Source organism: Formosa haliotis (assembly GCF_001685485.1).
Taxonomy (GTDB): Bacteria; Bacteroidota; Bacteroidia; order Flavobacteriales; family Flavobacteriaceae; genus Formosa; species Formosa haliotis.
Window position 1 is genome coordinate 3,404,717 of sequence record NZ_BDEL01000001.1, and the last position, 26,805, is coordinate 3,431,521.

The window sequence follows — 26,805 nt, forward strand, 5'->3', positions numbered from 1 at the left end:
AAACAACAAAATGTTTTAAAACAAAAACGACATAAATCAAAAAAAACCTGAACAATAAAAATTTATTGTTCAGGTTTAATTAATTATTTTTAATCATTAAATAATCTGTATCGGTTATTCAAGACTAGACGTTTATATGCCGAAACTTTCGATTACATCATGCCTGGCATTCCGCCACCTCCCATTGGAGGCATAGCAGGAGCATCTTCTTTAATGTCGATTAACGCACACTCTGTAGTAAGAATCATTCCGGCAACAGATGCTGCGTTTTCTAACGCAATACGTGTTACTTTTTTAGGGTCGATAATACCTGCAGAAAGCATGTCTACATAAGTTTCAGTTTTAGCGTCGTAACCAAAGTTTTCTTTACCTTCTAAAACTTTAGATACTACAACACTACCTTCTCCACCCGCGTTTTCAACGATTGTTCTTAAAGGAGATTCAATAGCACGTGCTACAATTTGAATACCTGTTGTTTCGTCTAAGTTTTCGGTAGTAATAGCTTCTAATACTGCTTTAGCTCTAACTAAAGCAACACCTCCACCAGCAACAATACCCTCTTCTACAGCTGCTCTTGTAGCATGTAAAGCATCATCTACACGGTCTTTTTTCTCTTTCATTTCAACTTCACTTGCAGCACCTACATATAGTACAGCAACTCCACCTGCTAATTTAGCAAGACGTTCTTGAAGTTTTTCTTTATCGTAATCACTAGTTGTAGATTCGATTTGAGATTTAATTTGATTCACACGATTTTTAATCATGTCTTTATCTCCAGAACCATTTACAAGTGTTGTGTTGTCTTTATCGATAGAGATACGTTCTGTAGTTCCTAACATATCGATAGTTGCATTTTCTAAAGTAAATCCTCGTTCTTCAGAAATTACAGTACCACCAGTTAGAATAGCAATATCTTCTAACATCGCTTTACGTCTGTCTCCAAATCCTGGAGCTTTAACAGCTGCGATTTTAAGGGATCCACGTAATTTGTTAACTACTAAAGTAGCTAAAGCTTCTCCGTCTACATCTTCAGCGATAATTAATAAAGGTTTGCCAGATTGAGCAACAGGCTCAAGAACTGGTAATAAATCCTTCATTGTAGATACTTTTTTATCGTATAATAAAATGTATGGATTCTCTAATTCTGTTATCATTTTTTCGCTATCTGTAACGAAATAAGGCGATAAATAGCCTCGGTCAAATTGCATACCTTCAACAACATCTACATACGTATCTGTTCCTTTAGCTTCTTCAACAGTGATTACACCTTCTTTACCAACTTTTCCGAAAGCCATGGCAATTAAATCACCAATAATATCGTCGTTGTTAGCAGAAATTGCAGCAACTTGCTTTATTTTTTCTGAAGAATCTCCAACTTGTTTTGTTTGTTTAGCTAGGTCTGCAACAATAGCTTCTACAGCTTTGTCGATACCGCGTTTTAAATCCATTGGATTTGCACCGGCAGCAACGTTTTTAAGACCCTCTTTTACGATTGCTTGTGCTAAAACAGTAGCTGTTGTTGTACCGTCTCCAGCAAGATCGTTGGTTTTAGAAGCAACTTCTTTAACCATTTGTGCGCCCATATTCTCTAAAGCGTCTTCTAATTCGATTTCTTTAGCTACAGAAACACCATCTTTAGTTACTACTGGAGCTCCAAAAGAACGACCAATAATTACGTTACGACCTTTAGGTCCTAAAGTTACTTTTACTGCATTTGCTAAAGCGTCTACACCGCGTTTTAATCCGTCGCGAGCTTCAATATCAAATTTTATATCTTTTGCCATTTTTATAAAGTTTTGTAGTAGGCAATATGCTATAGGCATTAAGCTTTGGGCTTCATGCTTTAAGTATTATGCTTACTTTTTTAATTTTTATTAATGTTTTTGTTTAAATTTCTAATCGACAAAAAAGAATAGTCGATGGTTAAGGAATTTAGATAATAGCCATAATGTCGTCTTCACGCATCATTAGGTATTCTGTGCCTTCTAATTTTAATTCTGAACCTGAGTATTTTCCATAAAGTACTTTGTCGCCAACTTTTACGGTAAGTGGTTCATCTTTTTTACCCGTACCAACAGCAACAACAATACCTTTATGTTGTTTTTCTTGTGCAGAATCTGGAATAAATAATCCTGAAGCTGTTTGAGTTTCTGCAGGAAGTGGTTCAACTAGAACGCGGTCTGCAAGTGGTGTGATGTTTACTTTACTCATATTATTATAAATTTATTAGTAGTTTATTATTTGCGGTATTAGTTTCTAAAATTGTGCCAAGGCAATAAAACTGACAAACTTTCAGCAACAAAAAATGCCAACTGTAAAAGTTGGCATTTATAATTGTATATATGTATTTTTTTTGATTTATTCTGCAGCTTCTTCTGTTGGTGTAACAGGAGTTGTTGCTGGTGCAGCAGGAAGTGGTGCCGGTAATGGTTGCGCTGTAGATTCTGTGTCTAAAGCTTTAGATTCCATAGTACTAGACCCTCTGTTAATTGCTACATTAGAAAGTAAGATTAAAACTAACATTAATCCTGCTAATGTCCAGGTACTTTTATCTAAAAAGTCAGTGGTCTTTTTTACACCACCAATTTGTTGAGAACCACCTCCTCCAAAAGAAGAAGATAATCCGCCTCCTTTAGGGTTTTGTACCATTATTACTACGATTAATAGAAATGCGACTACGATGATTAGAAATAAAAATATTGTAAACGTACTCATTAGTTTTTCTTATTATGTTCTTGTATTTGTTTTATTGCTTTAATTCGGTCTGCAAAGAAACCACTTTTTTCTGGATATTTCAAAATTAATATGTTATAAGATTGAATTGCTTTTTTGTAATTTTTTTGCTCGACATAAATTCGTGCCAAAGTCTCTGTCATCAAGGCTTCGGGCTGTAACAAATTCGATTCTGCTAAATTTAATTGCGGGCTGGTCGATTTTTTAGGATCGATTTTAGGATTGCTAGAAATAAATTTATCTATCAATTCGAATTTTTTTGCCTTTTTAGGGCAGTGTTTTTCGTCTTTAATGAGTTTCTTATTAACAGCTTCCGATTCTGGTTTCACTTCGGGAGTCTGTTCTGGTTCTGAAACCGAGCGATCTACAGGTTTAAATGTTGTAAGCTTAAGCCACTCGTTAAATGAATGTGTTTCTCTATTATTAAAATCTAAAGGTTTTCCAATTTCTAAAACAGCTTCTGGACTTGCTTCTGTGTTATCCGTTTCTGAAGATGAAGCAGTAACCTCTTCATGGTCTTGATTAGAAGCTTCCGTTTCGGTGTCTAAGTCATCAATAGGTTCTTCTGGGAAATACACAAGTTTTGAAGGCGCTATTTTTGGCTGAAATAATTCAGGATCTAAAACGCCCTCGGTTTCATCTATATGTTGACTTAAAACATCATCAATAGATGTTTTTTTGTTGACAGAGATGTCTTCCACATCTACATCGATATCTTTTAAATGTGAAGCGTTTTGTTTTATAAACTGAGAAATTTCATTTTGCAGAAAAGCTTCCGAAGTAATAAAGTCAAATAAAATACTACGGTCGGTCGTATACGCCGCGGTAGTTTTTAATTCCTGATTGTATTTAAAACTCTCTGTGGTTTTTAACGCTTTTAAATATAATGCACGTGCCGGTTGGAAATACGGAAATTCATCTAAAATAAGTTTCAGTGCTCTGGCTTGGTCTGCCATTAAAGCTTCAGGGTGTTGCAGTATATGTGTAAAATCGGTGCGTGTCATGTTACCATTGTGCTAAAGACGCGTTGAAAATATCTTGGGTTAAACGTTCAAAAACTTCATCGATGGCAGTTACTTTTTGGGCACCAACAAGCTGTGCGGTACCGGCGTAATCGTAAAAGAACGAAAAGCGCTTTTCAAACTCTGCATCTTCATCTTGCTTATTGTAGAAGCGTACATTTACCGAAATAGTTAACCGGTTTTGGGCTGCCGTATTTTCTGCGGTCGCTGTGGTTGGCGAAATTCTATATTCTACAATTTCACCTTCGTAAACCAAATCGCCATTAGATTTTACTAATTGTAAATTGGTTTGGTTTAATAGTAAATCTGTTAAAGCATTGGTGAAATCTAAATCTAAACCAGGTTCTATTAAGGTTGCATTATTCTGGAAATAATTAACCTGAAAGGTTTTAGTATTCGGATTAACTTTAGCTCCGGTAAACGAATATGCGCCACAAGCAGCAAGACTTAATGACATACCTATTAAAAGAAGATAATGTTTTATGCTCATAATTTATAAGTCGTACTGTTTAATTTTTCTATATAAGGTGCGTTCGCTAATTCCTAATTCGGCCGCTGCCAATTTACGTTTTCCTTGGTGACGTTCCAACGATTTTTTTATAAGTTCTAACTCCTTGTCTTGTAAAGATAGTGTTTCTTCTTCCTGAATTTCTTCAGCAAAATGATATTTGTCTAATGGGTTTACACTTGGGTCTACTAAGGCCGTATTGATGCTTGGTTCTGGAATTGAAAGAATTTCTAAATTATCGTCGATGTCTTCTTCATCGTATTCGGCATCAGACTCGTCGCCATAAATTTTCTGAATCAGACTTTCGTTATTTTTTTGAACGTCTTTATCGTTGCCGTTTTTCATCAACTCGGCAGTTAGTTTTTTAAGATCGTTTAAATCGGCTTTCATATCGAACAAAACCTTATAAAGGATCTCGCGTTCGCTGCTAAAATCGCTTTCCGATTTAGAATGCGAAATCACTGCTGGTAAATTTGATGTGGTATTCGGTAAATATCCTTTAAGCGTTTGGGCCGTAATGGTTCTGTTTTCTTCTAAAACAGAAACTTGTTCGGCTACGTTTCTTAGCTGTCTAATATTTCCGTTCCAACGAAATTTCAATAAAATTTGTGCCGCTTCATCGGTCAATTTTATAGTTGGCATTTTGTACTTTAAAGCGAAATCGCTAGCAAATTTTCTGAATAATAAATGAATATCTTCTTGGCGCTCGCGAAGTGGCGGTAAATGAATTTCTACCGTGCTTAATCTGTAGTACAAATCTTCTCTAAATTGGCCTTTTTTTATGGCTTCAAACATATTTACGTTTGTGGCTGCCACGATTCTTACGTTCGTTTTTTGAACTTTACTAGATCCCACTTTTATAAATTCGCCATTTTCAAGAACACGTAATAAACGTACTTGTGTGGTAAGCGGAAGTTCTCCTACTTCGTCTAAAAAAATGGTTCCGCCATCGGCAACTTCAAAATATCCAGAGCGGGTTGCCGTTGCTCCAGTAAAAGCCCCTTTTTCATGACCAAAAAGTTCGCTGTCTATGGTTCCTTCTGGTATAGCTCCACAGTTTACAGCGATATATTTACCGTGTTTTCTGTGAGATAGTTGATGAATAATTTTTGGAATACTTTCTTTACCAACACCACTTTCACCGGTAACTAAAACCGAAATATCTGTTGGTGCCACTTGAATCGCTTTTTCGATGGCGCGATTTAGTTTTTGGTCGTTACCAATTATTCCGAAACGTTGTTTTATGGCTTGAATTGATTCCATAGCGTTATATACTTGAATAAAACTTTTCTTTTTTTTTGAAAGGTTTTATGGGTTATTAAAATTACATATTAGACAGATGAAGACCTTCTCCTATTAAGGTAGCACTCGTACAATCTGTAACTTTTACGGTTACAAAATCACCAATTTTAAAATTGCCTTTAGGGAATACAGCAACCATATTTTGCGATGTTCTACCAGACCATTGTAATTCCGATTTTTTAGATTCTTTTTCTATTAGCACTTCTACCTCGCGATTTAAATATTCTCGGGTACGGATTTCGCTGTGTTTACGTTGTAATTGCACGATGTCGTCTAAACGTTTTTTCTTAACTTCTAGAGGGATGTCGTCTTCTAATTTTCGTTCGGCAAGCGTACCTGGGCGCTCAGAATAATAAAACATATAACCAAAATTATACTTTACATGCTCCATTAAACTTAAGGTGTCTTGGTGGTCTTGTTCGGTTTCTGTTGGGAAACCTGTAATTAAATCCTGACTTATAGCACATTCTGGAAGAATGCGACGAATGTTATCTATTAAATCAAAATATTCTTCACGAGTATGTAAACGGTTCATCGCTTTTAAAATACGATTGCTTCCACTTTGTACAGGTAGGTGAATATGATTACAAATATTTTTATGTTTAGCCATGGTTTCTACCACGTCTAGCGTTAAATCTTGAGGATTAGAAGTTGAAAACCGAATACGCATGCCAGGTTGCGTTTTTGCACAAAGATCTAATAGCTGAGCAAAATTAACAGCTGTAGCTTTTTCAAGATCGGATGCTTTTTCAAAATCTTTTTTAAGTCCGCCGCCGTACCATAAATAGCTATCTACATTTTGGCCTAAAAGTGTGATTTCTTTAAATCCACGATTCCATAAATCGTTAATTTCTTCAATAATACTTTGTGGTTCACGACTACGTTCGCGGCCGCGCGTAAACGGCACAACACAAAAGGTACACATATTATCGCAACCTCTAGTAATAGAAACAAAAGCGGTTACACCATTACTATTTAAACGCACTGGCGAAATATCGCCATAGGTTTCGTCTTTGGAAAGGATAACATTAATGGCTTCGCGACCATCTTCAACTTCTGCCAATAAGTTAGGTAAATCTTTATAGGCATCTGGACCTACAACTAGATCAACAATTTTTTCTTCTTCAAGAAACTTGCTTTTAAGGCGCTCTGCCATACAGCCTAAAACGCCAACTTTCATTCTTGGGTTAATACGTTTTACGGCGTTGTATTTTTCTAGACGCTTACGAATGGTTTGTTCTGCTTTATCTCTAATAGAGCAGGTGTTTACTAAAACCAAATCGGCATCTTCTAATTTTTGTGTGGTGTTATAACCTTGATTCGATAAAATTGAGGCTACAATTTCACTATCGCTAAAATTCATAGAACAGCCATAGCTCTCTATAAATAGTTTACGTGAATTTTCTTTTTTTTGTTCTAATACCAGGCTTTCACCTTGTTTACTTTCGTCAATTGTCTTCTCCATAAGGCTGTTGAACATATTTATCAGTCAATAAGTTTGCAAAGATACAATTAAATTTATGTTTGTGACAAAGTGTCAGTTTAATTTTTCTTGTAATTTTGTTAAAATATAGTTTCTTTACTTGTAAACTAAATCAATCACCTATGAGCTTATCAGAAATTAACCAAAAGATAGAACAAGCAAAACCATTAGATTTTGGAATTATATTTAGTCAATCTATCGAACTTTTTAAGAAAATATGGCAACAAGGCTTAGTAATCATGTTATTAATGGTGGCTATTATATTGCCTTTTTATTTTATAATTTATGTGCCATTTTTAATGTTAGGAGTAGATCGGGATGCTTTAAATTCTACACAGGAAATGAATCCTATATTGTTAATTCTCGTAGGGTTATTCTTTTTATTATTCGTTATAATAGCCTCGGCAGCGAGCTTAGGGTTTCAAGCAGCTTTTTATAGGATTTGTAAACAAAAGGATTTAGGGGAGGTAGCAAAAGATGACTATTTCTACTTTTTTAGAAAACCATATTTTAAAAAATTAATCCAATTGTCCTTAGCTATAACAGGAATCTCGTTTCTTTGCGGATTACTTTGTGCTTTACCTTTAATTTATGCTATGGTGCCACTATCCTTTATAAGTGTAGTCTTTGCTTTTAATCCCGATTTAAGTGTTTCAGAACTTGTAAAAGTGAGTTTTAAATTAGGTAATAAAAAGTGGTTGTTAACATTCGGGTTACTCATTGTATGTGGAATTTTGGCCGAGTTACTCGGGTTGCTTATGTGTTTTGTAGGATTGTTTGTAACGGCATCGTTCGCTTATCTACCTTTATATATAATTTATAAGGAGGTAATTGGTTTCGAAAATTTAGAAGACGATTCAATTTTAATAGAAACACAACCCTAATTGGTATTAAATTAAGATTTAAACTGAAAAATAATAGGTCTAAAATCGATATTTTTTGCCTTTCATCGTACTGAATACTGATAAAAATTAGGATGATGTATTTTTTTTGATATACATTTGTAGCACCAAAAAAATAAAAATGGCGAAGAATTTAGTAATAGTGGAGTCACCTGCAAAGGCGAAAACAATCGAAAAATTTTTAGGTAAAGATTATAAGGTTGAATCTAGTTTTGGCCATATTGCCGATCTGCCATCCAAGGAGTTAGGTGTAGATGTAGAAGGCGATTTTAGTCCGAAATACGAAGTGTCTAGCGATAAAAAATCAGTTGTAAAAAAGCTTAGAGATTTATCTAAGAAAGCCGAGATGGTTTGGTTAGCAAGTGATGAGGATCGAGAGGGAGAGGCTATTGCTTGGCATTTAGCCGAGACTTTAAAGTTAGATAAAGCTAAGACGAAACGTATAGTTTTCCACGAAATTACAAAATCTGCCATTCAAAAAGCTATAGAGAATCCTCGTGGTATAGACTACCATTTAGTCGATGCACAACAAGCACGTCGTGTATTAGACAGAATTGTGGGTTACGAATTATCGCCAGTATTATGGCGTAAAGTAAAGGGAGGTTTATCGGCAGGCCGTGTACAATCGGTTTCTGTACGATTAATTGTAGAGCGCGAACGCGAAATCCAAGAGTTTACACCAGAAGCATCGTATAGAATAGATGCAGAGTTTTCAAACGAAGATGGGCAAACCTTTAAAGCTAAATTGCCAAAAACGTTTACTTCTAAAGACGAAGCCTTTACATTTTTAGAGCAAAATGCTTTAGCAGATTTCAAAGTAAAAGATTTAGAGAAAAAGCCAGCAAAAAAATCGCCTGCAGCACCATTTACCACATCAACATTACAACAAGAAGCAGCACGTAAATTATATTTCTCTGTAAGTAAAACCATGACCATGGCACAACGTTTATACGAAGCCGGTTTAATTACTTATATGAGAACAGATAGTGTTAACTTATCCGACGAAGCTAGAAAAGGAGCTAAAGCCGAAATTGAAAATGCTTACGGAAAGAAATACGCTAAAGAACGCAATTATAAAGGGAAAGCAAAAGGAGCACAAGAGGCGCACGAGGCCATTCGTCCTACAGATTTTGCTTTACATTCTGTCGATATAGATAGAGATCAAGCCCGTTTATATGAATTGATTTGGAAACGTACCATTGCATCGCAAATGAGTGAGGCGCAATTAGAACGTACCAATGTTAAAATATCGGCCTCTACACATTCAGAATTATTTTCTGCGAATGGAGAGGTTATTACTTTTGATGGATTTTTAAAAGTATATCTAGAAGGTAACGATGATGAAGATTCGGAGCAAGAAGGTATGTTGCCTGCAATGAAAGTTGGAGAAACACTTTTAAACGAATACATTACAGCTACCGAACGTTATACAAGACCACCTTACCGTTACACAGAAGCTTCTTTAGTTAAAAAGTTGGAGGAGTTAGGTATTGGGCGTCCGTCTACCTACGCGCCAACCATTTCTACTATTCAGAACAGAAACTATGTAGAAAAAGGAACAATTGAAGGTGTAGAGCGTGAGTATACCCAAATTACATTAAAAGAAGGTGTTGTTAAAGATAAACTACTTACAGAAAAAGTAGGTTCGGATAAAGGAAAATTAGTCCCTACAGATATAGGTATGATTGTTACCGACTTTTTGGTAAATCATTTTGAATCTATTTTAGACTACAATTTTACAGCTAAAGTAGAGGAGGATTTTGATGATATCGCGGAAGGTAAAGAGGATTGGACTAAAATGATGAAAGATTTTTATTCTAAATTTCATCCTATAGTAACCGATGTTCAAGAAAATGCCGATCGAGAGTCTGGTGAACGTATTTTAGGAACAGATCCTAAATCTGGACGTCAGGTAAGTGTGCGTTTAGGAAAATTCGGGCCAATGGCTCAAATTGGCGCAGCAGACGAAGACGATAAGCAATTTGCTAGTTTGTCTCCAGACCAACAATTAAATACAATTACTTTTGAAGAAGCCTTAGATTTATTTAAGCTTCCAAAAAGTTTAGGAACTTACGAAGATCTTCCTGTAGAAGTTAATAACGGTCGTTTCGGACCCTATGTTAAGTTTGGAGATGCCTATGTGTCCTTGCCAAAAGGTGTAGATGCCCTAAGTGTAGAGTTAGACGATGCTATTGTTTTAATTAAAGAAAAGCAAAAAGCAGATGCTCCTATATATATGTATGATGGCTTGCCAGTACAAAAAGGAAAAGGACGTTTCGGACCCTTTATTAAGTGGAACAATATGTTTATTAATGTAAATAAAAAGTACGATTGGGATAATTTATCCGACGATGATATCGTAACATTAATAAAAGAAAAAATCCAGAAGGAGATAGATAAAGTTGTTCATAACTGGGAAGATGAAGGCATTCGTGTAGAAAAAGCACGTTGGGGAAGACACAATGTTATAAAAGGTAAAATAAAGGTAGAATTAGATAAAACTGTCGATGCTACCAAATTAACCTTAGACGAGGCAAAAGCTTTAATAGAAGCTAAAACACCCAAGCGTAAAACTGCAGCAAAGAAAAAAGCTCCAGCGAAAAAGAAAACCACAGCAAAAAAGAAATAATTCATGGCCGACCTTAATTTCTTGGCTCCTGTTCCCGATGTTGTTTTAGCGCATAATGCATTATTGTCGCCACAAGCTTTCGGACAAAAATTAAAAATACATTCTAAACAACATGGCTTACCAGATCTTGAAGGTGTAAGCATAGCCATTTTTGGAGTGTTAGAAAATAGAAACGATGTAAACTATATAGGTGAAGATTTCAATTTAAACGAAATTAGAAACGCCTTATATAAACTGTACCCAGGAAGCTGGAGTACTACAATTGCCGATTTGGGCGATATTTCTAAAGGCGAAACAGTAGAAGATACGTATTTTGCTTTAAAGGAAACCGTTTCAGAATTAGTAAAATTAAAAATCGTTCCTATAGTTTTAGGCGGAAGCCAAGACTTAACTTACCCTATATATCGTGCTTTCGATAATCTTATTCCTATGGTAAACATGGTGAATGTAGATAATAATTTCGATTTAGGAGATTCTTCAAAACCTATGAAGAACGGTAGTTTTGTAGGGAAAATCATTTTAGAAGAACCATATAATCTATTTAATTATGCCACGATAGGCTATCAAACCTATTTTAATTCGCAGGAAGAAATAGATTTAATGGAGAAATTATACTTTGAAGCTTACCGATTGGGGCAGGTGTCTAACGATATCACTCTGGTAGAACCTGTCATGCGCGATGCCAATATTGTTACTATAGATTTAGGCGCCATGAAAGCTTCCGAAGTTAGTTTAAATCAAAAGATATCTCCTAATGGTTTAGATGGTAAAGAAATTTGTGCTATTACAAGGTATGCAGGTATTAGTAATAAAGTAAATGTTCTGGGTATTTTTGAGTACAAACCATCTAAAGACGATGAGATGACCTGTGTGTTAATCTCGCAAATGATTTGGTATTTTGTTGAAGGCCTAAATAATAGGGTAGATGATAGTGATTTTAAGGACGAAAATATTTACCAGAAATTTATTACCTTAGTCGACTCCCACGAACTCAATTTTTACAAAAGCATCAAAACTGGACGCTGGTGGATTGAGATTCCTTTTTTAAATGAAATCAATACTAAATTAAAAAGGCACACGTTATTACCATGTATGCATCAAGATTATTTAGACGCATGTAATAATCAAATTCCCGAAAGATGGTTTAAGGCATATCAGAAAAACCACGTTTAAAAGACATAAAAATTGGATGAAATGTACGTTTATCGATAAAATGTAACTTTTTTACGACGAAATGATGAATTTTTTATCGAAAAAGTTGTTTTTTAGAAAATATATAAATATGTTTACGCTCTTAAAATTTAGGTACCAATTATAACCTCAAGTTTTCTATGGATATGAAAAAAATAGTTTTATTAACAGTAGTTTTAGCAGTATTAACAAGTTGTGGTCGCTCCGGAGACAGGGGTGAACTTGTTGGAGTTAAAGGAAAAAGATGGCATCCAGAAAAACCTTACGGAATGGCATTAGTTCCAGGTGGATCATTTATCATGGGTAAAGCCGATGACGATTTAGCAGGAATTCAAGATGCACCATCAAAAACAGTAACCGTTCGTGCATTCTATATGGATGAGACTGAAATAACAAATAGCGAATACAGACAGTTTGTAAACTGGGTTCGCGATTCTATCATTAGAACGAAATTGGCAACCCTTGCCGATGAGGTAGGAAAAACACCGGACGATGGTGGTATTGGCGAATATGCATTTACAGATGCAGATACAGCTAGTATGACCGTGTATCAAAAATATATGTTAGATAATTACGGTGGTTTAGGACCAACAGGAAACGAAGGTCGTAAATTAAACAAACGTGTAGATCTTATATTTGACGAAGCCGATTATCCAGACGAGTATTATGCAGAAGTCATGGATACCATGCATATTCCTTTAGAGGAGTCTTATAATGGGCAACGCACTTGGGATGTAAATAAATTTAAATTCCAATATACCTACTTAGATATTCAAAAAGCGGCTAAGAATAGAAATCTTAAGCGTAGCGATGTGGTAATACAAGAAGAAATTCAAGTATATCCAGATACTACAGCTTGGATTAGAGATTTCGCTTATTCTTATAACGAGCCGATGCACAACGATTATTTCTGGCACGATGCTTACGGAGATTATCCTGTTGTAGGTGTAAGCTGGAAACAAGCTAATGCATTTTGCCAATGGAGAACGCTTTACAAAAATGCACACCAAAAAGATAAGAAAAAGCAATACGTAAATTCGTTCAGATTACCATCTGAAGCAGAATGGGAGTATGCTGCACGTGGAGGTCTTCAAGCTGCAACATTCCCTTGGGGTGGACCGTATGCTAAGAACGATAGAGGTTGTTTTATGGCAAACTTTAAACCTTTAAGAGGAGATTACGCAGCAGACCAGGCCTTATATACTGTAGAAGCAAAATCTTACGAACCTAACGATTATAACTTATATAATATGGCAGGAAACGTGGCAGAATGGGTGTACTCATCTTACGATCCTGCATCTTACGAGTATTCTTCAACAATCAACCCAAGTGTAAACGATCACGAAAATCAACGTAAAGTTGTACGTGGAGGGTCTTGGAAAGATGTTGCTTACTTCTTACAAGTAAGTTCTAGAGACTATGAATATGCAGATTCTGCAAGAAGTTATATCGGATTTAGAACTGTTCAAGATTATATGGGAACAGATATCACGAGTAACTCAGGACGATAATTATTAAACCTTAACCTAAATACCTTTAAACATTTTAACCAACCATTAAGGGGATCCCTTAATCCTAAAATTTAGAAATTATGGCACAGTCAAAAGCAAGTAAAAGATTTATGAATATGGCCTACGGGCTTGGAGCGTCAATTGTAATTATTGGAGCGCTATTTAAAATTACTCACTTCGAGTTAGGACCATTAACAGGAAATGTTATGTTAACCATTGGTCTTGTATCTGAAGCAATTATTTTCGCAATTTCGGCTTTCGAACCGGTAGACAACGATTTAGATTGGTCTCTTGTATATCCAGAATTAGCGGGAGGTCCTCAAACTGCAAAAGCTAAAAAAGAAGAGCCTAAAGATGCAGAAGGTTTATTATCTAAAAAATTAGATAACTTATTAAAAGATGCAAAAATAGATGCCGAATTAATGGCAAGCTTAGGAAACAGCATTAAAAACTTTGAAGGAGCAGCAAAAGGCATTAGCCCAGCTGTAGATTCTATCGCTTCTACTAAAAAATACGGAGAAGAAATGACTATTGCAGCATCTCAAATGGAGTCTTTAAACAGTCTTTACAAAGTACAATTAGAGAGTGCTAGTCGTCAAGCTTCTATCAATCAAGAGTCTGTAGAAAATGCACAAAAATTAAAAGATCAAATGCAATCATTAGCGTCTAACTTATCATCTTTAAATGGTGTGTATGGTGGAATGCTTTCTGCAATGAATAAGAAATAATAACTAATTAGAATATAGAGTTCTATTTACTAATAACTTAAAAAACTAATTAGACATGGCAGGAGGAAATTTATCTGCAAGGCAGAAAATGATTAACTTGATGTATTTAATCTTCATCGCGATGTTAGCGTTGAATATGTCAAAAGAAGTGCTATCGGCATTTGGATTAATGAACGAAAAATTGGTTGATTCTAACCAAGCGGCAACAGAACGTAATTTAGCGTTATTATCAAGCTTAGATGTTAAAGCAGGAGAAAACCCAGAAAAATTTAGCCCACTAAAACGTAAGGCAGATCAAATGGGAGAATTAACAACCAGTTTTAATGCCTATTTAGAAGACTTAAAAACTAAGATGGCTGCTACGGTAGAAGATCCTAAGGATTACGAAACCATGGATAAAGGTGATTTCTTAGATAACTATTTCTTTATTGGTGATAAATACAAGCCAGAAGGAGAAGAGTTTTTAAACGAAATTGCAAAATACAGAGATGGTGTAGTAGCAATTTTAAAGACCGATCCTAAATTGGCTTCTATGGCCGATGACGTGACGGAAGAATTTAGTACATCACCAGTTACAAACAGAGATGGAAAGAAAATTGATTGGTTAGGATATAACTACAAAGGGTTTCCTTTAGTAGCATCTTTAACAAAAATCACTCAAATTCAATCTGATGTAAAAACTACAGCTTCAGAAATCTTAAACAGAATGTTATCTGGATCTTTAGCGGCAGAGGCTTCTATGACAAACTATACAACCTTATTAGAAACATCGAAATCGGCGTATTTTAATGGAGAAAGTTTTGATGGAAACATTGTTTTAGGTCGTAAAGATGCGTCTACTAAGCCAAATAAAGTTGAATTAACTTTAGACGGAAGACCATTAACAGAAAAAGATTACACGATTGAAGACGGTAAAGTAAAATTAAAGTTTGGAACTGGAAGTGTAGGAGAGCATACTATTGAAGGTAAATTAACATTCTTACAAGATGGAGAGAATGTAGAGGTACCTGTAAAGTCTAGTTTTGCAACAGTATCTAAACCAAACTCAGCTACAATTTCTGCAGACAAAATGAATGTAGTATATCGTGGTGTTGCTAACCCAATGACTATTTCTTTCGCTGGTATTGCCGATAATAAAGTGTCTGCATCTGCACCAGGTTTAAGAAAAGGATCTGGAGTTGGTAAATATGTAATGAATCCAGGTACTGGTAGAGAAGTAACTATTAGTGTTTCTGGTACCTTACCAGATGGTGGAAAAGTTAGCGATAAAGCAACCTTTAGAATTAAAGATATTCCTAGTCCTACAGGAACAATTCGTGGAGAAGATGGTAATGTGTCTATGCAACGTAACAGTTTAGAAATAGCTACTGTTGGTGCTAAATTAGATGATTTCGATTTCGATTTACCATTAAAAGTAACTTCTTTTAAAATTAAAATCCCAGGACAACCAACAATTACTGTTGGAGGAACAAGACTTAACGATAAAGCTAAAGCGGCCTTACGTAAAGCAAGACGTGGAGATGGTATAACAATTTTCGATATTAAAGCTCAAATTAGCAATAACTCATCGTACAAGTTGAAAAAAGTATCTCCAATCTTAATTGAGCTTTCTAACTAGAATATTAAGTATTTCGAAAGAAGATTAGCACAACATTTTAAAATTTTTAAACAATGAATTATAAAAGTTTTTTATTAACCCTATGTAGCATTTTCGTAGCTTCTGTATCTTTTGCACAAGCCAACATATTAAATGCTAAGAGCCCAGACGAAATTGGAATAAGAACCGATGCGCAAATAGCTTTAGATAACGACAAACCATTAGAATATGGTTATGTAGACGATCGTGACTTATTGTTTTCTAAAATGGTTTGGGAAAAAATTGTGCTAGACGAGCGTGTAAACTTCCCTTTATATTATCCTGTAGACACAAATAATATTGGTAGCAACAGACGTTCGCTTTACGATGTACTTTTAAGAAGCATTAAGAATGATAAGATTAAAAATATCTATGACGATTCTTATTTCACAACAAAAAGAACGTTATCAGATATTAAAGATGCCTTAGTATTGGTTGATACTACCGATATTGGTTACGAGCAATACAATGCAGAAGGTACTGTAGATCCGCAATATATTAGAAGAAGAGAAATCTCTGCTTACGATATTACAGAATATTGGATAAAAGGACTTTGGTATTTCGATAAGCGTCAATCTGAGTTAAAATACCGTTTATTAGGAATCGCTCCAGTAGCACCAGATGTTAACTTTATCGATTCAGATACTAAAGAATTAATTCCATTATTTTGGGTATTCTATCCAGATGCACGTCAGGTATTACACGATGCAAAAGCCTTTAATAACAGCAATAGCGCCGTACCTTTTTCTTTCGATCATATCTTAAACGCCAGACGTTTTAACGGGTATATCTTTAAAGAAGAAAACGTATTTGGAGACCGTCAGGTTCAAGAATATATCGCAGATAATGCTTTAATGCAGTTGCTAGAATCTGATAGAATTAAAGAAAGTATTCGAAATTTCGAACTAGATATGTGGTCCTATTAATTCCAAGAAATTATCTATACTCATAAAAAAGGCTCGCAATTTGCGGGCCTTTTTTATTCCTCAAGAGTTTATCATTGTATCTTTGTTTTATGAAAGAAGTAGATTATATCATTGTAGGTTGCGGTTTGGCAGGTCTGTGTTTTGCCGAACAAGCAAAAGCTAATAACAAATCCATTTTGGTTTTCGATAACCAGTCGCAACAATCTTCTACAGTGGCGGGAGGCATGTATAATCCGGTTATTTTAAAGCGATTTACAGCGGTTTGGAAAAGTAAAGAGCAATTAGATTTGGCTTTGCCGTTTTACGAGCAATTAGAAGCTAAATTACACGATACGTTTGATTATAAACTTCCTATTTACAGACGCTTTTTGTCTGCAGAAGAACAAAATGATTGGTTTACTGCTTCCGATAAAATGAATGTAGGCGAATTTCTTTCAACCCAATTAATTAAAAATACAAATGAAAGTGTTCAAGCCGATTTTGGTTACGGCGAAGTGCTTCAAACCGGGCGCATTGATACACCACAATTAATCTCGGCTTATAGATCGTATTTAAAACAAGAAGATGCCCTAGATGAATCTGGATTTGAATATGAAGCTTTAAAACCTACAGAAACCGGTTTTGAATATAAAACGATAAAAGCTAAACATATCATTTTCGCAGAAGGCTTTGGATTAAAACACAATCCGTACTTTAATTATTTGCCTTTAAACGGAACCAAAGGCGAATTACTAACCATTCATGCTCCTAATTTAAAAATAGAGTATGTCTTAAAATCGAGTGTGTTTTTAATTCCTTTAGGCGACGATTTGTATAAAGTGGGGGCCACTTACGAATGGACAGACAAAACCTATGCGGTTACCGACGCTGGTAGAAACGAGTTATTAAGCAAATTAGATACTTTTTTAAAGTGCGATTATACGGTTGTAGATCAGGTTGCAGGAATTCGGCCAACGGTTAAAGACCGGAGACCTTTGGTAGGAAACCATCCCGAATATAAAAATATGTTTGTTTTAAATGGTTTAGGAACACGAGGTGTTTTAATTGGCCCATATGCGGCAAAACAACTATATAGTTTTATAGAAAATGGCAATGCTTTAGATCCTGATATCAATATTTCTCGATTTTTAGAGTCTTAAGCCTTCAGGTTTTTACCTAAACTTTTGTCGTAATGCATAAATATATTAATCCAAATATTTCTCGACCACCGCATAATAATGGGCATAAAAGCGATTAAAGTACAAACAATAGCAATAAATGCAGTGATTAGCCCCGATCCAAAAAACAGGTAGCTAATAATAAAAGCAGCCACGGCAAACGCTATACCTACCGCATAACTTACATACATAGAACCATAAAAAAAGGAAGGTTCTATTTTGTATTTGGTATGGCAATGCGAACAGGTTTCGTGCATTTTTAGGGTGTCGCGAAGTATATACGGATTTTTAACCACATACATAGATTCTTGATGACATTTAGGGCACGCGCCAGTGAAAATACTATATAGTTTCGATCCTTTTGTAACCATTTTATTTAATGTATTTTTGCAACCAATTTTAAAATACAAACTTAAGATTTAATCACTTAACGTTTGGCAACATTTGTAACAATTCTATGCTTAACATACATAACTTATCTATTTCATTTCAGGGTGAATATTTATTCGAGGAAATTACTTTTAAACTAGGGCAGGGCGACCGCGTTGGTTTAATAGGTAAAAATGGTGCAGGAAAATCTACCATGCTGAAAATATTATCGAAAGATTTACAACCAGATTCTGGTCAGATTTCTGCCGATAAAGATTTAAAAATTGGATTTTTAAGACAAGATATAGATTTTGTTCTTGGCCGTACCGTTTTAGAAGAAGCTTATCAAGCCTTTACAGAAATAAAGGAATTGGAGGCTAAAATGGAATATATTAACGAACAATTTGTTACTCGTACCGATTACGAAAGTGAGTCGTACCATCAGCTAATGGTCGATTTAAACGATTTACAACATCAATACGAAATTGTTGGAGGGTATAATTACCAAGGTAATACAGAGCGTATTCTTCAAGGTTTAGGGTTTCAGCGTGAAGACTTCGAAAAGCTTACAGATACTTTTTCTGGAGGTTGGCGTATGCGTATTGAATTAGCCAAATTATTACTTCAAGACAACGATATTTTATTACTCGATGAGCCTACCAACCACTTAGATATAGAATCTATTATTTGGTTAGAAGGCTTCTTAAAAAATTATTCTGGCGCCGTGGCCATTGTATCGCACGATAAAATGTTTTTAGATAATGTCACCAACAGAACGATAGAAATTTCTCTTGGACGTATCTACGATTACCCGAAACCATATTCTAAATTTTTGGTTTTGCGCCAAGAAATTAGAGATCAGCAAATGGCTTCTCAAAAAATCAACAAAAACAAATCGAGCAAACCGAAAAGCTAATTGAAAAATTCCGTGCAAAAGCCTCTAAAGCTACTATGGCACAGTCGTTAATTAAAAAGTTAGATAAAATAGACCGGATAGAGGTCGATGAAGATGACAATAGTGTAATGACTTTAAATTTTCCGGTGTCTATTACTCCAGGAAAAGTGGTTGTAGAAGCTAACGATATTGTAAAAGAATACGGCGAGAAGAAGGTGCTTCAAGGGGTAAGTTTACATATAGAGCGCGACAGTAAAACGGCTTTTGTTGGACAAAACGGACAAGGAAAATCAACATTAGCAAAAATTATTGTAGGCGAATTGGAGCATGGTGGCGATTTAAAATTAGGACATAACGTTCAAATCGGTTATTTTGCTCAAAATCAAGCAGAATATTTAGACGGAAATAAAACCGTTTTAGATACTATGATTGACGCCGCAAATGAAAAAAATAGAAGTAAAGTTCGTGATATTTTAGGATCATTTTTATTCCGAGGCGAGGAGGTAGATAAATATGTACGTGTGCTATCTGGGGGGGAGCGAAACCGTTTGGCTTTAGCAAAACTAATGCTTCAGCCATTTAACGTTTTGGTTATGGATGAGCCCACAAACCACTTAGATATTAAATCTAAAAATGTGCTAAAAGAAGCCTTAAAACGATTTGAAGGGACCTTACTTTTGGTGTCTCACGATCGTGATTTTCTTCAGAATTTAACAGATAAAGTGGTCGAGTTTAAGGATCATAAAATAAAGGAATATTTGGGCGATATCGATTTTTATTTAGAAGAACGTAATGTTGAAAACCTAAGAGAAGTTGAAAAACGAAATGTTGTAAAATCTCAACCAAAAGACAAAAAAACGGCTTCTTACGAAGATCAAAAAAGCTAAAATCTTTAAACAATAAACTCAGTAAAATAGAGTCTCAAATCAATGAGTTGGAACGTGATTTAAAGACTTTAGATGCCGATTTAGCGGTACGATACGACGAACTAGCGGCACAACCTGGATTCTTTGATGGTTACAACAAAAAGAAAAGAAATTATCAGATTTAATGACTTCTTGGGAAGATGTTCAAATAGAACTAGAAAGCATAGAAAGTTAACGAAAAGTGTATTTCATCGAAAATATTTGACTTTGGTCTGAGATTAGCTTACTTTTATAATCTAATAGCCACAAATCTTTTTTACTATGAAAACAATTCGACTTACTGTAATTTGTTTATTTACTTCTTTTTTGCCTTAGCAAGCATCCCTTTAAGTGAAAAGAAAGCACTAGTTAATTTGTACTATGCTACCGATGGGGAACATTGGAAAAGACCATGGGTTTTAAATACTCCTGTAGAAACCTGGTACGGTATAACGATTAGCGATGGTCATGTTATAGCTCTCAATCTCCCAAGTAATAATCTTAGAGGCGAATTGCCAGCAAGCATTAGCGAATTACGCTATTTACGTGTGCTTAACTTAGCATCAAACCGTTTAGGCGGAACCTTGCCACGGTCTATTGGAGAATTAAGAGATTTAACCAGTTTAGAGCTGTTTTAAATGAGTTCGTTGGTTTTTTACCTATGGAACTCGGAAATTTACAGAACTTAGAATTTTTAAGTCTTTATCACAATAAGTTTAAAGGCAATGTACCATCAACCTTTAAAAATTTAACCCAGTTAGAAATCTTACAATTGGGGAGAAATCATTTTTCAGGGTATTTCCCAGAGCAATTATGCGGTTTAAAACACTTAGAGCATTTAAGCTTACATGACAATAAATTTGAAGGCGAACTTCCTGAAGAATTAGGTGAACTTAGTAATTTAGAAGAATTAATTATTACCAACAATAAGTTTACAGGGTATTTGCCGTCATCTTTAGGCAAATTGAATAAATTATCGACCTTAATGCTTAAGAAGAATCATTTTAATCAAGAATATTACAGTTTTACAGATCATATGCCTAAGGGATATTTAGCAATTGAAACGGGTACTGTGGTTACCGATAATAATTAATGTGATATAAACGCATGCTGGAACATTTTTTTACATGTCCGTATTGCTGGGAAACTATTTCTATGTTGTTAGATTCTGGAGTTTCAAAGCAAGTGTATATTGAAGATTGTGAGGTATGCTGTAATCCTATAGAAATAAAGGTTGCATTTGTAGATAGTGAACTTACAGAATTCCAGGTGAATACCATTTAGTTTGAAATTTATTTAAAAATAGACTTGTTATTTCTAAAAAGGGTTGTATATTTGCACTCGCAAACAACAACATTCGTCGGCATTATGAACCGAGAGTTAAAAGCTAAGAGAAGTTGTGTTTTGATTAAATCGCGGGATAGAGCAGTAGGTAGCTCGTCGGGCTCATAACCCGAAGGTCACTGGTTCGAGTCCAGTTCCCGCTACTAGAGTTTAAAAGGCTTCACAGACATGTGAAGCCTTTTTTTATTTGGTATGGGTACAGAATAAGTACACAACTTTTAAGCTTGATCCTATTTTTTTAGGATTACCAGGTTTAATTCTAGAAGTGGTCTTAGAAAGAGCAGTTGTTACAGCCTCTAATATAGAGTTGCAATCGCAGTTAAAATTCCGCCTATTAAAAAAGATCACATGATCTCTAAGGCTGTTTTCGAAGCAGAACTTAGGAGCTTAAATAACGCTTTAAATAGTTATCTCGACAATTAAGGATTGTTTAATTTAAACATCCTCCTCTTTTACTTCCTTTTTATAGTTCAAAAAAACTAAAATCAAAATTTTGGGAGAATATAAAATGTAATACACGACTTACATCGAATATTTATTAATTTATTTCTATAATATTTATAACTGTTGTAAATTAGAATCTTAAAACTTTAGTAATCAATACAAAGTACCACTTTTATGAAAACAATTTATGGTAGTATTATCATTTGCACTGTATTAGCTTTTACGGCCTGTAAAAGCGATAAAAAAGAAAAAGCAAGCACGACTTCGCTTACAGCCGAGGAAGTAACGGAGCTTACTAAGGAAGCTTACGTATGGGGATTTCCAATCGTTGAAAATTATAAAGCCATTTATATGTATGGTGGGATAGATTCAACGATGCGTATGTACACCCCGTTTAACAGCGTAAAACCCATGAACGTGTTTTACGATTATACGGTAAAATCTGTTGTAAGCGGCAATAACGACACTTGGTATTCTAATGGTATTCTCGATCTTAGGGCCGAACCTGTTGTTTTTCATGTTCCAGAAGTTGAGAACGATCGTTATTATACCTTTCAATTAACCAGTATGACCACCGATAATTTCGGATATATAGGGTCACGTGCTACAGGAACTAAAGAAGGGTATTACGCAGTTACTGGACCGTCGTTTACGGGAACACTTCCAGATAGCTTACATCAAATTAAAAGTCCTTCAGAATTTGTTTCCGTTATAGGGCGTACTGCCGTATACAATAAAGCTGATGGCGAAAAGGTGAAAAAAATTCAAGAGGAAACAGAAATTATTCCTTTAAGTAAATTGGATTCCAATTTCAAACCAAAACAAGTTGCCGAAATCCAATGGCCAAAATACAATCCTAAAACAAGAGAAAACGTAGAGGCTCTAGAATTGCTCAATTGGTTAAATCAATACATAAAGTTTGGAGAAGAAGAAGCTGCTTATATGAAGAAATTTGAAGCCGTTGGGATTAAACCCCAAGGTGACTATACATTTTATAAAGAGCATCCTGAATTTCAGAAAGCTATAGAAGAAGGTGTAAAACAAGGCTATGCCGAAGTACAAAGACTCGCAAATGCAACAGGAAAAACCGTTGATGGTTGGGATTTAGCACCAACTGATGTCCCGTACTATGGCAATAATTACGATTTACGTACAGGTTGGGCTATGAAAGCCATTTATGTAAACACACCTATAGAAGCGTATTATCCTGCAGGAAACCTAGACTCCGACGGTAATCCGCTTGATGGTAAAAACAACTATGTTTTACATTTTACTAAAGATGAGATTCCTCCTGCAAAATACTTTTGGTCGATTACCATGTATTATGCCGATAACAAACTCATGGTAGAAAATCCTATTGCGCGTTATTCTATTGGGGATAGAACAGAAGGTTTAAAATATAACGAAGATGGCTCTCTAACCATTAATATTAGTCATAACCAACCAAAAGAAGGCACTTCCAACTGGTTGCCAGCACCAGATCGAGAGTTTTATATTTTAATGCGTTTGTATGGACCGGAAGAATCGGTATTAAACGGAGCATGGACACCTAAGTCTATTGAAAAAGTAAAGTAATTTAAAAAAAACAAAAAGTCTACTATTAGCTATAAATCTAAATGCCATCTTATGAAAACCAATAAACAATATGTATCCATACTTTTAATAACAGGTCTGTTAAGTTTAAATGCCTGTAAAGAGAAATCTAAAGAAGTTCCTGTAGAAGAAACCAAAACCGCAGAAACAGCTTTAACGGTAACCGAAGACAATTATGTACAAGCAGAAACCGATTGGAACTGGAATGTGCAGCAAGCCTCCACTCCAATTAACCATTGGCTTCATAAAGAACCGGTAACCAAAGAAAATCAAACCATTATCCGTTCTAATGCCGATGTGGTATATTCTTTAGCATTAGTAGATGTAAGCGAAGGCGCAACCTTTACGATTCCTAAAAGAGAAAATGGTGCCATGCAGTTAATGCAATTAATAGACGAAAATCATTTCACAAGAAAAGTAATTTTTGCTGGAGAGTCTGCGACCCTAACTCCTAAAGATTTATCAGGAGGAACGTATGTGTATATTCTGGCACGAACCCGTATTTCTGATGATTTGGGAGAGACAAAACAAGCTCAGAAAGGTATGATTATCGATGCGAAATCGGCCATTCCATATAAAAGTAAAGGGTTCAAGTCAGAAGATGTAGAAGCCTTTAGAACTAAGTTAATTAAAGATGTAACCGAAGATCATTTAGAAATAGTTGGAGCCAAAGGATTTGGTGAAAAACCATCAGATGTTGATAAAGTTAATTATCTACATGTCGCAGCTATGGGTTGGGGAGGTTTACCACCAAAATATGCGCAATACACTGCGTTGATTAAAGGTCAAGGTTCTGGTGCAAAAAATCAAACCCTTACGTTTCCTAAACCAGATCTTGACTATGATAAAGGTGGATTCTTTTCAATTACAACTTACAATGCCGAATCTTGGATTGGAGAAGAAAATTTTTATATAAGTATGGATAGAATGAAAGACAATGGAGATGGTACGGTAACGGTCGACTTTAATTCTGGCACACCTTATTCTGTAGATGTATCAGAAGGTTGGAATGGTACGCTTAGGCTATATCTTCCTAAAGATGCCAATAAAACTTTAGAAGAAATTAATCATTTTGTTACGATTCCAATAAGTAAAAAATAGATATCTAATACTCCTAAAAACGCTGTCTAAAAATAGAATTAGGCAGCGTTTTTAAATTTTATTCTATGAAGCACTTTGCATTACTGATAATAATCCTTTTATTGATTTGGGTATTGCATGTGTTGTTCAAACTAGTGTACACTAAAGGAGACTCACTTTAGAAGAAAAGGCAAGAAAGCGCCAAAACCCTGATGAAGTAATACGCAGTATCTATTTGCAAAAGATACTTTTTCTGCTGGTTTTGTAATTCAAAACTATTGGTCTCTTGGTGATGAAGGAACGAATAAAGTGAATTCGTTTAATTTTCAATATTTCACCTATTATAACTTAGCTAAAGGCTGGTTTTTGGGGAGTAACGCTACTATAGTTAATAATTGGTTGGCAGAGGATGGCGACCAATTATTACTTCCTCTAGGAGGTGGTGCAGGGAAAACCTTCAAAAAAGGACAATCGAAATTGTTTTATTGTGTTACTGCTCAAGTTTTTTTATGCGGTACGGCCTGACATTGTCGGCTCCTGGGAAGCTGTGTTTTAGTTTCAAGTGATTTTGTAGTTTCTTTTCAGGTAGAAATTAAAGATCCATATTCACAAAACCAACAGCTGAATAAATCTGTTTTTCCAATTGAACTATTAAATATTTTATTTATTTTTAACTAAATCAATTGTCCAACCAACCAAAAACAAATGAGAGATTATAAAAAGCGTTTAGTGAAACCTAGAAATAAAGTTGTAAGTGGGATGATGTACCTCTTACCTATATTTATTCTTTTTATAGTTGTTGAAAAGCTATGGTACAAAGTAAGTCATCTGGGAAAAATTGTTGTTCATAATTTACATTTAGACGATTTTTTCGGTAAGTATTCCTTAACCATTACAACAGGGTTGTTAATCTTACTTATTTTTATGTGTTTGGATATTTGGCGACCTTACCAAAGTTTATAAAGTTTTACAATTGGTTTGAAGGGATGATGCTAGATGTTATTCCGGGGTATAGTAAATATAAAACCGAACTTGAAAATAAAATAAGTCCGAAACCAGATAATAGAACGCCTGTGTTGGTACATGCGCCAATGGGAGACAAACCCGGACTTTTAATCGATGAAAAAGCGACGAGTTCAGTTGTGTTTTTTCCGAGTACAACAAACGCCTTAGAAGGAGAAGTTTTGGTAGTAGATAATAAAATTATCCAGAAAATTGATATCGATGCGAAATCGCTACTTGGCATCATGAAAAAACAAGGGAAAGGCCTTCCTGTAAGCTAAGTTTTTTGGGGTTTATTCTTCAAAAAACAATACCCCATAAATCAATACACCTTATAGAAAAGAATAAATTTCTAGCTGGATGGTAATTTATCACCAGGTTCTAAATTCCTTAAATCTATATAATCCCGAATTTTGGAAATGACTAGATTGTGGACTTGAATGTTATCTTTTATCCTAACAGGTTTCATTGTTATAGTGCAGACTTAAATGTAAACGAATTTACAAAAAAAGAATTAAGAAAAGTGAATTCGTATATAAAGTGCTGAATAAGAGGTGTAACGTTTGAACTTGATTTCTTATAAATGCTGCATTAATACTTTGGCATAACGAACTATAAAGGAATTATGTTTAATTCATTGGGATATACCATCTAAAACCAAAACGAATTCCAAAATTACTCAGGTTTCTAGCATAGCCATCAGAGCGGTAGGCCATAATTTCTGGTTCTATATAGGCGTTATATTTTAATTTTCCAGACCAGATATAACCTACTCTAAAATCTATAGGGATGGCAACTTTTCCCGTATTATAGTCGATTTGCCACTCTGGCTCTATACCGGCGTAAATACCATTGGCCCAAGTGTAAAAAATATTGGGTTGTAAAACGGCATAATTGTTATTCCCATAGGTATCGTTTTTACTAATAGAAAAGAAATTTTCTAAAATCCAATACATTTGCCAGTTTCCAAGATTTGTAAAGGTAACGGTAAAGGCTGGACCTATAGACCATTGTGGAGAACCTAGCTTGTGAGAGGTGTTTGTTGGTGCAGTTAAATTCCAACCGGCACCAAATTGACCCCATTTTTTCTTACTTATAATAAAGAATTGGTTAAGAGTTAAATCTCCTAAACCAGTGGTGCCGTCTGGGGCAGTATTTACAAAAGCAATGACTCTAATAAGTTGTGGTAAAGGAATAAGGAGCCCTTTTTCTACAGGTATGATACCTCTAAAACGAAAATTCTGAGCAAAACCATCTTCGCCCTCTGTATCAAAAATAGCATATTCTTCTAATTGCAATTGCCAAGCCATTGTTGTAGGGTTCATAATCTCTTGAGACTGCTTCACCGATGTTTTAGATTCTGGGGCAGCTTCTTTTGATTCTTGAGCGTACAAAGGCAGACTAAAAATAATGAAAAGTACGATAAGATTTAGTTTCATAACAAC

At 35.1% G+C, this 26,805-nt stretch carries 25 protein-coding genes, 1 tRNA gene and 1 pseudogene; 18 read left to right on the forward strand and 9 right to left on the reverse strand.

The window, feature by feature from the left end; all coding sequences use genetic code 11:
* Window positions 1-152: 152 nt before the first annotated feature.
* From groL to miaB, 7 genes are all read right to left on the reverse strand, one after another.
* Complete coding sequence (gene groL, locus A9D35_RS14265) at window positions 153-1,784, reverse strand: chaperonin GroEL (protein ID WP_066224102.1); 1,632 nt, start codon at window positions 1,782-1,784, stop codon at window positions 153-155.
* A 148-nt stretch (window positions 1,785-1,932) separates the two neighbouring features.
* Window positions 1,933-2,211, reverse strand: a complete 279-nt coding sequence (locus tag A9D35_RS14270; protein WP_066224103.1) for a co-chaperone GroES — start codon at window positions 2,209-2,211, stop codon at window positions 1,933-1,935.
* A gap of 147 nt (window positions 2,212-2,358) precedes the next feature.
* Window positions 2,359-2,715: a preprotein translocase subunit SecG gene (secG, locus tag A9D35_RS14275; protein WP_066224104.1), complete on the reverse strand. Its 357-nt coding sequence runs from the start codon at window positions 2,713-2,715 to the stop codon at window positions 2,359-2,361.
* The gene (locus tag A9D35_RS14280) at window positions 2,715-3,737 is read right to left on the reverse strand and encodes a tetratricopeptide repeat protein (RefSeq protein WP_066224106.1); all 1,023 of its coding nucleotides are present in this window, start codon (window positions 3,735-3,737) and stop codon (window positions 2,715-2,717) included. The genes secG and A9D35_RS14280 overlap by 1 nt, the downstream gene beginning before the upstream one ends.
* 1 nt (window position 3,738) lies before the next feature.
* The gene (locus A9D35_RS14285) at window positions 3,739-4,245 is read right to left on the reverse strand and encodes an LptE family protein (protein WP_066224108.1); all 507 of its coding nucleotides are present in this window, start codon (window positions 4,243-4,245) and stop codon (window positions 3,739-3,741) included.
* 3 nt (window positions 4,246-4,248) lie between these two features.
* The gene (locus A9D35_RS14290) at window positions 4,249-5,526 is read right to left on the reverse strand and encodes a sigma-54 interaction domain-containing protein (protein ID WP_066224110.1); all 1,278 of its coding nucleotides are present in this window, start codon (window positions 5,524-5,526) and stop codon (window positions 4,249-4,251) included.
* Between the two features lie 61 nt (window positions 5,527-5,587).
* The gene (gene miaB, locus A9D35_RS14295; RefSeq protein WP_066224112.1) at window positions 5,588-7,030 is read right to left on the reverse strand and encodes a tRNA (N6-isopentenyl adenosine(37)-C2)-methylthiotransferase MiaB; all 1,443 of its coding nucleotides are present in this window, start codon (window positions 7,028-7,030) and stop codon (window positions 5,588-5,590) included.
* A 140-nt stretch (window positions 7,031-7,170) separates the two neighbouring features.
* Between miaB and A9D35_RS14300 the strand changes: the two genes are divergently transcribed.
* The 8 genes from A9D35_RS14300 to A9D35_RS14335 all read left to right on the forward strand — a co-directional run bounded on the left by A9D35_RS14300 (window position 7,171) and on the right by A9D35_RS14335 (window position 17,710).
* Window positions 7,171-7,932, forward strand: coding sequence for a hypothetical protein (locus A9D35_RS14300; protein WP_066224114.1), 762 nt, complete (start codon window positions 7,171-7,173; stop codon window positions 7,930-7,932).
* Window positions 7,933-8,071: 139 nt separating this feature from the next.
* Window positions 8,072-10,579, forward strand: coding sequence for a type I DNA topoisomerase (gene topA, locus A9D35_RS14305; protein ID WP_066224116.1), 2,508 nt, complete (start codon window positions 8,072-8,074; stop codon window positions 10,577-10,579).
* A 3-nt stretch (window positions 10,580-10,582) separates the two neighbouring features.
* On the forward strand, window positions 10,583-11,752 hold the full coding sequence (locus tag A9D35_RS14310) for a formimidoylglutamase (protein ID WP_066224118.1): 1,170 nt from the start codon (window positions 10,583-10,585) through the stop codon (window positions 11,750-11,752).
* 164 nt (window positions 11,753-11,916) lie between these two features.
* On the forward strand, window positions 11,917-13,281 hold the full coding sequence (porK, locus tag A9D35_RS14315) for a T9SS ring complex lipoprotein PorK/GldK (RefSeq protein WP_066226133.1): 1,365 nt from the start codon (window positions 11,917-11,919) through the stop codon (window positions 13,279-13,281).
* An 80-nt stretch (window positions 13,282-13,361) separates the two neighbouring features.
* Window positions 13,362-14,009, forward strand: coding sequence for a type IX secretion system motor protein PorL/GldL (gene porL / locus A9D35_RS14320; RefSeq protein WP_066224119.1), 648 nt, complete (start codon window positions 13,362-13,364; stop codon window positions 14,007-14,009).
* Between the two features lie 55 nt (window positions 14,010-14,064).
* Window positions 14,065-15,627 (forward strand): type IX secretion system motor protein PorM/GldM, encoded by a 1,563-nt coding sequence (gene porM / locus A9D35_RS14325; protein WP_066224121.1) that lies wholly within the window; start codon window positions 14,065-14,067, stop codon window positions 15,625-15,627.
* A 53-nt stretch (window positions 15,628-15,680) separates the two neighbouring features.
* Window positions 15,681-16,571: a type IX secretion system ring subunit PorN/GldN gene (gene porN / locus A9D35_RS14330; RefSeq protein ID WP_066224123.1), complete on the forward strand. Its 891-nt coding sequence runs from the start codon at window positions 15,681-15,683 to the stop codon at window positions 16,569-16,571.
* An 89-nt stretch (window positions 16,572-16,660) separates the two neighbouring features.
* Window positions 16,661-17,710: an NAD(P)/FAD-dependent oxidoreductase gene (locus tag A9D35_RS14335; RefSeq protein ID WP_066224124.1), complete on the forward strand. Its 1,050-nt coding sequence runs from the start codon at window positions 16,661-16,663 to the stop codon at window positions 17,708-17,710.
* On the opposite strand, the gene A9D35_RS14340 is transcribed toward A9D35_RS14335, so the two are convergent.
* Window positions 17,707-18,099 (reverse strand): DUF983 domain-containing protein, encoded by a 393-nt coding sequence (locus A9D35_RS14340; protein WP_066224127.1) that lies wholly within the window; start codon window positions 18,097-18,099, stop codon window positions 17,707-17,709. The two genes, A9D35_RS14335 and A9D35_RS14340, sit on opposite strands and share 4 nt — an antisense overlap.
* A gap of 86 nt (window positions 18,100-18,185) precedes the next feature.
* On the opposite strand from A9D35_RS14340, the pseudogene A9D35_RS14345 reads away from it, so the two are divergent.
* The 10 genes and pseudogenes from A9D35_RS14345 to A9D35_RS14390 all read left to right on the forward strand — a co-directional run bounded on the left by A9D35_RS14345 (window position 18,186) and on the right by A9D35_RS14390 (window position 25,641).
* Window positions 18,186-20,093: pseudogene (locus A9D35_RS14345) on the forward strand (ABC-F family ATP-binding cassette domain-containing protein).
* A 112-nt stretch (window positions 20,094-20,205) separates the two neighbouring features.
* Window positions 20,206-20,535 carry a hypothetical protein gene (locus tag A9D35_RS14350; RefSeq protein ID WP_066224130.1) on the forward strand — a complete coding sequence of 110 codons (330 nt, stop codon included), beginning with the start codon at window positions 20,206-20,208 and terminating at the stop codon, window positions 20,533-20,535.
* A 23-nt stretch (window positions 20,536-20,558) separates the two neighbouring features.
* Window positions 20,559-20,990 (forward strand): leucine-rich repeat domain-containing protein, encoded by a 432-nt coding sequence (locus A9D35_RS14355; protein WP_066224132.1) that lies wholly within the window; start codon window positions 20,559-20,561, stop codon window positions 20,988-20,990.
* 14 nt (window positions 20,991-21,004) lie between these two features.
* Window positions 21,005-21,181, forward strand: a complete 177-nt coding sequence (locus A9D35_RS14360; protein ID WP_066224133.1) for a CPXCG motif-containing cysteine-rich protein — start codon at window positions 21,005-21,007, stop codon at window positions 21,179-21,181.
* A 130-nt stretch (window positions 21,182-21,311) separates the two neighbouring features.
* Window positions 21,312-21,384: transfer RNA gene (locus A9D35_RS14365), tRNA-Met, on the forward strand.
* Between the two features lie 475 nt (window positions 21,385-21,859).
* Entirely contained in the window at window positions 21,860-23,260 is a 1,401-nt protein-coding gene (locus A9D35_RS14370; RefSeq protein WP_066224135.1) for a DUF1254 domain-containing protein, read from the forward strand.
* 51 nt (window positions 23,261-23,311) lie between these two features.
* A complete protein-coding gene (locus A9D35_RS14375) occupies window positions 23,312-24,379 on the forward strand; it encodes a DUF1254 domain-containing protein (RefSeq protein WP_066224137.1) in 1,068 nt (355 codons plus the stop codon).
* A 288-nt stretch (window positions 24,380-24,667) separates the two neighbouring features.
* A complete protein-coding gene (locus A9D35_RS14380; RefSeq protein WP_066224139.1) occupies window positions 24,668-24,883 on the forward strand; it encodes a hypothetical protein in 216 nt (71 codons plus the stop codon).
* Between the two features lie 180 nt (window positions 24,884-25,063).
* Window positions 25,064-25,321, forward strand: coding sequence for a hypothetical protein (locus tag A9D35_RS14385; protein ID WP_066224141.1), 258 nt, complete (start codon window positions 25,064-25,066; stop codon window positions 25,319-25,321).
* Window positions 25,297-25,641, forward strand: coding sequence for a hypothetical protein (locus A9D35_RS14390; protein WP_218017744.1), 345 nt, complete (start codon window positions 25,297-25,299; stop codon window positions 25,639-25,641). The genes A9D35_RS14385 and A9D35_RS14390 overlap by 25 nt, the downstream gene beginning before the upstream one ends.
* A gap of 348 nt (window positions 25,642-25,989) precedes the next feature.
* Here A9D35_RS14390 and A9D35_RS14395 read toward each other — a convergent pair whose 3' ends face one another.
* On the reverse strand, window positions 25,990-26,799 hold the full coding sequence (locus A9D35_RS14395; RefSeq protein ID WP_066224143.1) for a transporter family protein: 810 nt from the start codon (window positions 26,797-26,799) through the stop codon (window positions 25,990-25,992).
* Window positions 26,800-26,805: the final 6 nt, after the last annotated feature.